The organism is Pontiella sulfatireligans (assembly GCF_900890705.1).
Lineage (GTDB): Bacteria > Verrucomicrobiota > Kiritimatiellia > Kiritimatiellales > Pontiellaceae > Pontiella > Pontiella sulfatireligans.
The window spans coordinates 521,141-532,606 of record NZ_CAAHFH010000002.1 but is presented as its reverse complement, the minus strand read 5'-3'; the positions used below and the strand labels follow the sequence as shown (position 1 = coordinate 532,606).

Sequence of the window (11,466 nt, the reverse complement as noted above, 5' to 3'; positions counted from 1 at the left end):
ATGGGCATCTTTTCACGCCTTGAAAGTTGGCGCGAAAGCAGCTTTTCGCGGGCGGGCCGCCTTTTGGGGCGCTGAACCGATAAAAACTCTCGCAATCGTAAGAGGACTTTGCGTAAATCGGCCTGCTTTTTATTTCCACCGGATTATTGAACGAGAGGGTTCCATGGCATCGAGGATAGGCGCGTTTCTAAAGGGGAAGGATTCCCCTGTTGCGCAATTGGTTAAATATGTCATGTGCGGTGGCATGTCTGTGGCGGTTGACCAGGCTGTGTTCTATCTGCTGGCATGGCTGGCGCTGCCCTGCCTGCGCTCGAGCGATCCCGCCGCCCGGTTTCTTGAGTGGGCGGGCTTTGCGGTGCAATCGGTCAGCGAGGCGGAGTTGGCGCGCAACTACTGGATTATCAAGGGGATCTGCTTCCTTGCGTCAAATGCTGTGGTCTACACGCTGAACGTGCTTTTTGTGTTCAAGCCGGGGAGGCATCGTAAACCGGTGGAAATCCTGTTGTTCTTCGGGACTTCGCTGTTCCAGTTTTTCTTTATATGGCTGGGTGGCGTGCTTATTACCGTCTATAACTGGGAAGTGACCTATTCCAATGTCACCATGCTAATGGTGTCGATGATGATTAATTATTTAATAAGAAAGAAGCTGGTCTTCAAGGGGTAGCGGGCCGCTTTAGAGTGAATTTATGAAAAAGGCATTGATTACAGGTGTGAACGGGCAGGACGGTTCCTATTTGGTGGAGCTGCTGCTTGAAAAAGGCTACGAAGTGCACGGTATTGTTCGGCGCACCAGTTCGTTCAGCCGCGAGCGCATTGATCCATTGTATGGCAAAAACACAGATGCCGTCGGCGAATTCGTGCTGCATTACGGCGATATGAGCGATGAAAAAAACCTGCGCAAGCTTGTCGAATTCGTTCGTCCGGACGAGGTGTACCACTTGGCATCCCAGTCGCACGTGGGCATCTCCTTCAATATGCCGGAATATTCAACCGATGTGAATGCACTCGGCACGCTGCGGTTGCTCGAAGCCATCCACGACTATTGTCCTACTGCACGGTTTTATCAGGCTTCGACATCGGAACTCTTTGGAAATGCCGATGAGTCGCCGCTGACCGAGCAGACCCGCTTTAAGCCCAATTCGCCTTATGCGGTCGCCAAGCTGTATGCATACTGGATGACCGTCAACTACCGGCAGACCTACGGGATGTATGCCTGCAACGGGATTTTGTTCAACCACGAGTCGCCCCGCCGCGGCGAAAACTTTGTGACGCGAAAAATCACCCAGACCGTTGCCCGCATAGCTCTTGGTTTGGAGGAGTCGCTATCCATCGGCAATATGAATGCCTGTCGCGACTGGGGCTATGCCCCCGACTATGTGCGCGCCATGTGGCTGATGCTGCAGCAGAAAGATGCCGTGGATTATGTAATCGCTACAGGGGAATCGCACTCGGTGCGAGAGTTGATCGAAAAATCGTTCGCCCACATTGGCACGAAGATCAAGTGGTCCGGCGAGGGAGCCGATGAACAGGGTGTTGATGCCGCAACGGGAAAAATACTCATCACCGTCAATCCCAAGTATTACCGGCCGATTGATGTGGATGCGGTCCTCGGCGATGCATCGAAAGCCAGGAATGAGCTGGGCTGGGAGCCACAAGTGAAGTTTGATGAACTCGTTGGAATCATGATGGAGGCCGATCTGGCCGCCGTCCGGAAGTCGGATAGGAACTGATTTGAAAATTTTAATACTCAATTGGCGTGATGTACTGCATCCGCGGGCGGGCGGTGCAGAAATGCGGCTCCACCAAATCTATGCCCCCCTTACGCAGCAGGGGCACGAAGTCATTCTCTATTCCTGCGCCTTCCCTGGCTGCAAAAAGACCGAAAACGTGGATGGCATCGAAGTCCACCGTCTCGGCAACGACCTCACCTTTGCGCCTCGCTGTACGCTGGGTTTGCGACGCTGGGTTAAGAAGCACCAGCCCGACATCGTGGTTGAAGAACTCAACAAACTGCCTTTTTATTCGCCCCTCGTCTATAAAGGCCCATTGATGATCCAAATGGCGCATCTGTGGCGCAACTCCATCTTTAAAGAGGCCAGCTTTCCTGTTGCCTTCGTAGTTTGGTTCTTCGAACAGACCATCGGCTGGTTCTACAAAAACTGCTGGTTCTCCGTCTACAGCACCTGCACTCAGAATGACCTGAAAGCCTTCGGCGCTAAAGATGACCGCAACCGCCTGATCTATTGCGGCGGCGACCTCAAGGCCTACGTTCCCGGCACGGTCGAGCGCGAACCCTTCATTCTCTGGATCAGCCGCCTTCAAAAATACAAGGGGCCGACCGATGCCGTCGAAATTCTGGAAAAACTAGCAGCCGACTTCCCCGAGCTCAAACTTGTGATTGTCGGCGAAGGGCCGTTCCGGCCGCAGCTTGAAGCATTCATTGCCGAAAAAGGCATGCAGGACAAGGTCACGCTCACCGGCTTCATCAGCGAGGAAGACAAAATCGACCTGCTGCAACGCGCCGCCGTCCATCTGCAATCGAGCTACAAAGAAGGGTGGGGATTGAGCGTCATCGAGGCCAACTGCAGCGGCTGCCCCGTCGTTGCCAACGATACCACCGGCTTGCGCGACAGCTGCCGCGACAACGAAAACGGCTTGCTTTACACGCATTGCGACATCGAAGACGGCGCCGCCAAGGTCCGGCAAATGCTGACCGACGACGATCTCCGAGCTCGTCTTGTCGCCAAAGGCTATGAATGGGGCGGCAGCTTCAGCTGGGAGCGCAATACCCGCGAAATCCTCGCCTACCTCCAAGAGATCATTGACGCCGAATGAAGCTTTCCATCATCATTCCCGCCTACAATGAAGAACTTCGCCTTCCGGTGACGCTCGAAGATTATGCCGGATTCTTTGCCGGCAAGTTTGGCGACGATATGGAGCTGATCGTGGTTGTGAACCACTGTTCCGACGATACCGAAGGAATTGTGCGCAAGGCTGACGAAATTTATCCGCAAATCTGTGTTGTTGTGGAAACCGCCCGGATCGGAAAAGGCGGGGCGGTGGAGCTCGGCATGCGGCAGGCAAAGGGCGATCTCGTGGGGTTTGTTGATGCCGACGGATCAACACCTCCGGAAATGTTTTTTAAGCTCTCAGAAAACATTGGCGATTCCGGATGCATTATCGGTTCTCGATGGATCGAAGGCGCAGTGGTCAGCCCGAAGCAATCGTGGATGCGCCGGCTGGCCTCGCGCATCCTGAACAAGGTGTTCGTTCACGGAATGTTTGGCTTGAATGTGCATGACAGCCAATGCGGCGCCAAGCTGTTCCGCCGCGATGTGCTTGAAAAAGTATTGCCGGAGTTGACCGAACCGGGCTGGGCGTTCGATATTGATTTGTTGTGCCGCGTCAAGCGGTTGGACTATGGTATCCGTGAGTTTCCCATTGAATGGCACCACGTGCCGGGAAACCCAATTAACTTCATGCTGATGTCATTGCAAATGCTTGCCTCGGTGTGGCGGGTGAAAAAGGCGCTCTCGTGCTAAGAATGGAAAATGAGATGAAAAGCGATAAAACCAAATTCCTGCTATGTGTTCTGTTTTTTGTTGTCCTCGCAGCCATCACTTTCCGTTGCACCTGGGGCGCAGACATGGTCTTTTCCGCCTCGGATCTGAACATTGGCCGGTTGGCTTCCATGAAAAACGGTTTGCCTAGTGGCCTCCTCGGCGGATTTTCTGCGGGGCCTGTTCTCGGAGGAAGTGGTGTTCCCAGTCCCCGGTTTTTCAATCTGTTGCTGTCATTTATGCCGCTCGAGTTTTTTGCCAATACGTTTTATGGCTTGGTGCTTGTGCTCGGGTCAATTTCGTTGGTTTGGTTTCTACGTTTGTGGAACCGTAGTTGGTTGGCATCGATTTTTGGCGCTCTGGTTTCTTTTTGGGTTAATTCCATCATGTTGGCGCCAAGCGGCCACGCCTACAAGATGGAGGTGCTGGCTTTTTCTGTGCTGGGCCTGTGCTTGATTGAAAAAGCGGTTCGCGCAAACTCAAACAGAAGGGCTGTAGGCTTTTCTCTCCTTCTTGCCGTAGTCGTTGGCATAATGATGATCGAGCAGCAGGATGTGGCCTTGCTTGCAGGGCTGTTTGTGGGGCCGTATGCCATCTTTCGTCTAATTCAAATGCATGGAAAGAAGAGTGCTCTGCGCTGGGTCTCTGTACTTGTTCCTGTTGCCTTGGTGTCTCTGTTGCTTTCAGGGAGTACGGTAATTAGCTCATATAAGCGAAATATAGCCGGGGCGGCTGCCGTTCAGGAAAGTAATGCACAGGGAGAAAAAAATGAAAAGTGGAACTACATTACCCAGTGGAGCATGGTGCCGGGCGAGTGGCCGGATCTAATTGCATCTGGCTGGAGTGGCTGGAGCAGCAATAATCCGCAGGGTCCTTATTGGGGCAAGCTGGGGCAGTCCGCTGAGTGGGAAGGCACCAAGAAGGGATTCCGCAACTTTAAGCTCACAAGCGTCTATTTTGGCATTATTCCATTCCTTCTTGGTGCATTTGGTTTTGTCTGTGCGCTAGGGAATCGTAAGAACGAGGAGGGGAAGGCCATTTTATTTTGGAGCATTGCAGGCGTGCTTGGCTTCCTGCTGGCCTTCGGAAAATACAGTTTGTTGTACAAACTTTTTTTCCAGTTGCCGATGGTGGGCAACATCCGGGCGCCTATCAAGCTGTTCGACAACTTTCAGATTTGTCTGGCTATTGTGGCGGCCTATGGCCTTGATCGGCTTCTGATCGATGGCAAGGCCGGCAAAGGGACCAAGGTGTTATGGATTGCTAGCGCTGCGGTTGGCGGGCTTGCGCTGTTTGCAGGTCTGAAGGTGCTGGCCTTCCCGAATGCGCGCAAGGCCGAGTTTTCCCAAATGGGGTTTGAGCGTTTTTCGGATCTGATGATTGAAAACATGGCGAACGCGTGGTTTCACGCCGCTCTCCTGTCTGTAGTCTGCGCGGGGCTGGTCTTTATGCTCTGGAAAGGAATAGGGCAGGCCAAGTGGATTCTGACTACGTTTGTCTTGGTGCTAGCGGCGGACAGTCTTGTTCTGACGTCTCACTATTTTAAGTCGACCGATATTTCTTCCCTTAAAAAGGGAAATGCGGTGAGTGATTATCTCAAAGAACATCAGGGTGTTGAACGTACGTTCTTTGTCGATCAGAGTGGCATATACAACCAGTGGTTGGCTTCGGATGGACCCTATCATCGATTGCGGTTTTTCAATATTTGGCAGATGCCGCGGATGCCGGTCGAGTATAAGGAATACTTGGGTAAGGTGGGGCGCAACCAGGTTCGTTTGTGGCAGCTTTCGGCCGTCAAACATGTGGCAGCTCCCTCCCAGGTTCTAGAACAGCTCAAGAAAAATCCGGAACTGGGGAAGCAGTTCAAACCTGTTCTGAACTATAAAGTGCCAACCGCCCAGGGCATGCGTCCGGATGTTTTGCTTGAATTCAGTGGAAGCATTCCTCGTTTTGCGCTTTTTAAAAACTGGGAAAGCATTCCTCTTGAGGAACATTGCGATAGACTGGTTTCGCTAGAGCATGATCCGCAGACCTCCATTTTTCTTATACCGGAATCCGGCGTTGCGCCACAAAGCGGTTTAGGAGAATTCCAACCCTTGGCAGCTAAGAGGGCTGGAAGAACGGCGACGATAGAGGTTCAAGCTGATCAACCTTCGGTGCTTCGCTTTTCTCAACGTTATGAGCCGAGTTGGAAGGTTTTTGTTGATGGGAAAGAGGCAGAGCTTTTGAGGGTGGACTACCTCTGCATGGGCGTTGCTGTTCCCTCCGGGACACACACCATCGAATTTAAATGCATCAGCGGAGTGCAACGACTTTCAATTTTTGTCACGGTGCTCTTATCAGCTATCGTGGTTTCGGTATTTTGTCTCCGGAAAAGAGGGGAGCGTTAAAATGGACTTAGATAAAACATTGCATGTTGGAGCCCCGAATATCGGCAACCGGGAAAGGTTTCATCGGTATGTGGATGAGATTTTTGACCGCCATTGGCTGACGAACCGGGGTGAATTGGTTCAGGAATTCGAACAAAAGCTGGCTGACTATCTGGGCGTGAAGCACTGTATTTCCATGTGCAACGGAACCGTTGCGCTGGAAATCGCCATTCGCGCCCTCGATCTTAAAGGGGAAGCTATAATCCCTTCGTTCACCTTTGTCGCCACTGCCCATGCTTTGCAATGGCAGGGGATAACGCCTGTGTTTTGTGATATCGATCGCCAGTCCTACTGCATCGATCCGCGGGAAATTGAAAAACATATTACCCCGCAGACTTCTGCTATTATGGGCGTCCATCTCTACAGCCGTCCGTGCGATGTCGAGGCTCTGCAGGCTATTGCCGACAAACATGGCATTAAGCTGCTTTTCGATGCCGCGCATGCATTCGGGTGTTCTCATAATGGGAAAAAGATCGGCAACTTTGGCGAATGCGAAGTCTTCAGCTTCCACGCCACCAAATTTTTTAATACGTTCGAAGGTGGCGCCATTACAACCAACAACGATGAGTTGGCCGAAAAGATACGCCTGATGCAAAACTTCGGATTCCAAGGCATGGACAATGTTATCTATATTGGCACAAATGGGAAAATGACTGAAATCTGTGCTGCCATGGGGCTGACCAACCTAGAGGATCTGGACGGTTTCTTAAAAATCAACAAGCGGAACTATATAGCCTACACGAAAGGCCTTTCCTGTATCCCCGGCCTTTCACTCATTGAGTTTAATGACGCCGAACAATGCAACTGGCAATACATTGTCGTTGAGGTCGGTGATGAGTATCATCTCTCCCGCGATGAGTTGATGGAAAAACTGCACGACCAGAAAATTCGCGCCCGCCGTTACTTCTGGCCCGGTTGCCACCGGATGGAGCCCTATAGATCGCTCCAACCTAATTCTGGAATAATGCTTCCTGTTACCGAGGAAGTCTCGGAACGTATCCTTGTTCTCCCAACGGGAACCTCTGCCACTCTTGAAATGATTGGTAATGTCTTAGAGCTGCTATGACTCCTTTTTTTATAATTGGAAATCCCCGGTCCGGCACTACATTGCTGAGGTTAATGCTAGCAAGTCATCCGGATCTTTTGGTGACTCCTGAGTGCGGATTTGCCTTGTGGTTAGCCGAGGAGTTTGAAGGCAAAGATCCGACCCTCAAAGCTGTTAGAGTTGAATATGCGAAAAAGGTGTATACCTCTAAAAAATTCGATACTTGGGGGATCACTTATGAGGTGCTTAAATCACATCTCATAAATAGTCGCCCCCGCACCTACGGCGAGCTAGTGGCAGAGGTGTATTATTGTTATGGGCAGTGTATTCTTAATAAAAAATTCGTTCGGTGGGGGGATAAGAATAACTTTTATATCAACTATATTAACACGATTAGAGAAATCTATCCCCAAGCCCAGTTCATTCATATTATCCGAGATGGACGTGATATTGCCTGCTCGTATCAGGAACTGAATCTCCGAAATTTGAAGAGTCGTTTTGCCCCACAATTGCCACAAGACGTAGCAAAAATCGCTTTGGAGTGGGGGAAAAATGTATCCCTAGTACGAAGTTGTCTTGATCCTCTTGACAGCATCACGAAACTGGAAATTAGTTTTCATGATTTAATAATGTCTCCCACCATAAAGCTGAAAGAAATCTGTAGATTTCTAGGAGTGGGCTATGATAGCCGGATGCTTGAATACCATGAGTTGAATGGGAAGAATAACCTCGAACCGGAACAACTTATGGAGTGGAAAGAGAAAACCCGTTTCCCGCCACAGCAGGATCGTATCGGGAGGTACAAAAAAGACCTAAAACCACTCGACATAAAAATCTTTGAGCAAATAGCTGGAGACACATTAAAGCATTACGGATTTCCTCTCTCAGAGGATAATCATTGAATCTAATTACCGTGATTTTGCCTTCGTTATTGTCGAGTAAACAAAGTCCAAACCATTCATTTTTCTATGGCTTACGCAGGAGAAGGAGATAAGTAATATGATCAGGGCATCAATAATTCAACTTTATGACACGTTCAGGACAAAACAATTCTTGAATAAGATCGGCAAAGACAATCTCGATGCAAAAAATCATCTTGATCATGCCTTCTCTGCATCAAGACGACGGCGACCTTATCTTGCGTATGCAGAACTGAAAACTGCAGAGTATCTAGGTGCTGATCAAAAACAGGTGGAAAAGTATAAGGCTATTTATAGGAGAGCATTGCCCGACCCGAAGCTGATGTCTCACAATCAATACTTTCGTTTTAAAACACTGGCTTCGGAAATCATGGAACGAAGTAGTTCCGACAAGGTTTCTGTTTTGGATGTTGGTGGTGGTGAAGGTGGGTTGGCCGCCTTTCTGCCAGAAAATGCTTCCTATTGTCTTGCTGATCCGAACTTCAATGGTATTTCGGGAGAAAATCTTCCATTTACTGACCACTCATTTGACCATGTCATTTCCTGCCATGTACTTGAACACATACCAATGAATGAGCGATACCTTTTTCTGGATCAGCTACTTTCCAAATCTAGAAGTGGCGTTATTCTTCTGAATCCCTTCCATGCAGAAGGAACTCAGGACAGTGCAAGGCTTAAGTTTATTATTAAACTAACGGGCGTGGAGTGGGCCAAGGAGCATTTGGAATGTACCCTTCCGAGGATTGAAGATCTTCAGGAATATGCCTCCGATAGAGGGTTGGATATTTGCGTGACACCGAATGGAACCATGGCAACAACGACGGCATTTGTCTTTCTTGACTATTTCGCTTCCAAATCAGGGCTGAAAAATGATTGGAAAGAGGTCAACGCTTTTTTCAATGAGAAATATAGTGATATTCTCGATTCGCCGGAATATCCCACTGCCTATCTTGTCTACCTTGGCCATCCGAAGAAATAAGGATGCCACAAATCATGCCCTCTCTTGGAAAACAAGCCCTACATGGCGCATTCTGGTCGTTTGCAGAGCGATTTGGGCAACAGGGCATTCAGTTTGTCATCGGGATAGTCTTGGCCCGGTTGCTGGAACCGAAGGATTTCGGTGTCCTAGGAATGATCATGATTTTCTTCGCTTTGGCGGAATCTGTTGTGGACAGTGGGTTCGGCCAGGCTCTGATCCAAAAACAGGACGCAAGCCGAACCGATGAAAGCACCATATTCTGGTTCAATTTGTTGTTGGGACTCTTTATGGCGGGCGCCTTGTTTCTTGCTGCCCCATGGATTTCCTCGTTTTATGGTCTTCCATTGCTCAAGCTTGTCACGCAGGCCTACGCGCTCAACTTGCTCATCAATAGCTTTGGGATTGTTCAAAACGCATTATTAATAAAAGATTTGGCATTCAAGCGGCGTATGGTGGCGGTTTTGGCGAGCATGTTGATTTCTGGGTTGGTGGGAATCTTTTTGGCTATTCAGGGTTTCGGAGTTTGGGCGCTGGTGGTTCAGAGTTTGGTAATGAATGCTACCCGAACCGTGGGGTTGTGGATGGTTCATTCTTGGCGTCCCCTTTTTGTTTTTTCAACGACTTCTCTAAGACGACTCTGGAAGTTTGGGTCACATCTTCTTTTCGCCGGCCTATCGAATACGATTTTTGACAATATCTATCTGGTGATTATCGGAAGGGTCTATTCGGCTAGTGATCTTGGTTTTTATCAGCGAAGCAAGCAGTTGGTCATGTTGACTTCGTATTCACTTTCCCAGGTAATTTCCCAGGTAAATTTCCCCCTCATTTCAAGGATTCAAAATGATCCCATCCGCATGAGATATATTTCCGAGAAAATATTTCGAAGTACCATGTTACTAATCCTTCCGATTATGACCGGATTAGCTTTGATTGCGCCAAGCCTGATTCAAGTGGTTTTCGGTGAGAAATGGATGCCGTGTATTTCTTATTTTCAGGCCCTCTGTGTAGTTGGTATTCTCTACCCATTGAATCTATTGAATTTAGATATTCTTAAAGCTTTAGGACGTTCTGATTTAATTTTTCGATTGGAGTTCTTTAAAAAAGGGTTGGTTCTGCTGAATATTACAATTGCCTGGAGGTATGGAATCATGGCTCTTTTACTGGGGCAGGTTTGTTGTAGCTTTTTAGCGCTTATTCCAAATTCTTTCTATAATCGGCGCTTTATAAAATTCGGTATTTTAGCGCAGCTTTCTTCAATAAAAGGGATAGTGACTTCCGTTGCGATTGCAGGGGTTATAGCGTTTCTATTTGGTGGACTATTGGAAGGAAATTTAACGAAGTTGCTTTTACAGAGCGTTGTTTATGCAATTTTATGCTCGGGAATCCTATGGATGTTGAAAGAACCGACTTTTGTGGAACTTACCAAAATGTGTTGGACACAAGTCTCTGGGGGAAAAGAATGAATCAGGTCTGGGACATTCGAAAAGAAGACCCATTGGTGAGCGTGTGTGTGATTACCTATAACCATGCGCCCTATATTCGGGATTGCCTGGACGGAGTATTGAGCCAGAAAACCGATTTTCCATATGAAATTTGTATTGGTGAAGATGAGTCCTCGGATGCCACCCGGGAAATCTGTAAGGAATATGCCAAAAAGTATCCTGATAAAATCCGTTTATTTCTCCGTAGCCGTGAAGATGTTTTGATTATTAACGGTCGAGCTACGGGTCGCTACAATTTTCTGGAGACATTGAAATCTTGCCGTGGAAAGTATGTGGCACGCTGTGAGGGAGATGATTATTGGATTGATCCGCGAAAATTAGCGAAACAGGTCGGATTTTTAGAAAAAAATCCTGCGTTTAGTCTTTGTTATTGCAATGTATTTATAAGACATGATAAAGGTTTGTTTTCCTTGTGCCCGGGGTATTCCAATAATCCTTTTTGGAGTAGAAAATTTGGGGTGGGACGTGTGCCTGAAAATGATTTGGACGCACTTTCCTTGGTGCACGGGAATATGTTGCACACTCCCGGAGTAGTTATGCGAAATTCGTTAACTGAGGAACATTTTTCAAGTTCACTATTTCGTTGTTCCTTCATGGCAGATTGGCCTATGAATTTATGTGCACTCCAGCAAGGCTTAGGAAAGTTTATGAATGAACCGATGGCTGTATATAGGGTGCACCGAGGGGGGATTTGGTCGGGTTGCGGAATGGAAGAGCGGTTGGTAAATACGATTTGGAGTGCTGTGGCCATGTTGGAATCACCCTTTTTCTCGCAAGCCACTAAAGAGGGTTTGAGAAAAGGGGCTGCGTGTTTTTTTAGGCGGTTGTGGTTTATGGGGGAAAGTTATTCTTTTGATTCTATGATGATATTATATAGGAACATTTGCGCGAGATTGCCTGAGCTGGAGCCAGAAATATTAAGAGAAATTCGCTCAGTTGATAGCTTAGAACAAAAGAGTTTTAAGCGAGCTTTGGTGCGGGTCCTGAAACGCATGAGTGGTTTTGTTGGACAACTGGGAAGGAAGGGCTAA

At 48.4% G+C, this 11,466-nt stretch carries 10 protein-coding genes; all 10 read left to right on the top strand.

Annotated elements, in window-relative coordinates:
• The first annotated feature begins 163 nt into the window (after nt 1-163).
• Complete coding sequence (locus tag SCARR_RS15220; RefSeq protein WP_136062525.1) at nt 164-664, top strand: GtrA family protein; 501 nt, start codon at nt 164-166, stop codon at nt 662-664.
• Between the two features lie 22 nt (nt 665-686).
• Nucleotides 687-1,730 (top strand): GDP-mannose 4,6-dehydratase, encoded by a 1,044-nt coding sequence (gmd, locus tag SCARR_RS15215; RefSeq protein WP_136062524.1) that lies wholly within the window; start codon nt 687-689, stop codon nt 1,728-1,730.
• Between the two features lies 1 nt (nt 1,731).
• Complete coding sequence (locus SCARR_RS15210) at nt 1,732-2,835, top strand: glycosyltransferase family 4 protein (protein ID WP_136062523.1); 1,104 nt, start codon at nt 1,732-1,734, stop codon at nt 2,833-2,835.
• Entirely contained in the window at nt 2,832-3,542 is a 711-nt protein-coding gene (locus SCARR_RS15205; RefSeq protein ID WP_136062522.1) for a dolichyl-phosphate beta-glucosyltransferase, read from the top strand. The genes SCARR_RS15210 and SCARR_RS15205 overlap by 4 nt, the downstream gene beginning before the upstream one ends.
• Nucleotides 3,543-3,556: 14 nt before the next feature.
• Nucleotides 3,557-5,950 carry a glycosyltransferase family protein gene (locus tag SCARR_RS15200; protein ID WP_168433345.1) on the top strand — a complete coding sequence of 798 codons (2,394 nt, stop codon included), beginning with the start codon at nt 3,557-3,559 and terminating at the stop codon, nt 5,948-5,950.
• Between the two features lies 1 nt (nt 5,951).
• A complete protein-coding gene (locus tag SCARR_RS15195) occupies nt 5,952-7,055 on the top strand; it encodes a DegT/DnrJ/EryC1/StrS family aminotransferase (RefSeq protein WP_136062520.1) in 1,104 nt (367 codons plus the stop codon).
• The gene (locus SCARR_RS15190) at nt 7,052-7,936 is read left to right on the top strand and encodes a sulfotransferase family protein (RefSeq protein WP_136062519.1); all 885 of its coding nucleotides are present in this window, start codon (nt 7,052-7,054) and stop codon (nt 7,934-7,936) included. Before SCARR_RS15195 ends, SCARR_RS15190 begins: the two co-directional genes overlap by 4 nt.
• A 97-nt stretch (nt 7,937-8,033) precedes the next feature.
• The gene (locus tag SCARR_RS15185) at nt 8,034-8,933 is read left to right on the top strand and encodes a class I SAM-dependent methyltransferase (protein WP_136062518.1); all 900 of its coding nucleotides are present in this window, start codon (nt 8,034-8,036) and stop codon (nt 8,931-8,933) included.
• Between the two features lie 2 nt (nt 8,934-8,935).
• Nucleotides 8,936-10,396: a lipopolysaccharide biosynthesis protein gene (locus tag SCARR_RS15180; RefSeq protein ID WP_136062517.1), complete on the top strand. Its 1,461-nt coding sequence runs from the start codon at nt 8,936-8,938 to the stop codon at nt 10,394-10,396.
• The gene (locus SCARR_RS15175; RefSeq protein WP_168433344.1) at nt 10,393-11,466 is read left to right on the top strand and encodes a glycosyltransferase family 2 protein; all 1,074 of its coding nucleotides are present in this window, start codon (nt 10,393-10,395) and stop codon (nt 11,464-11,466) included. Before SCARR_RS15180 ends, SCARR_RS15175 begins: the two co-directional genes overlap by 4 nt.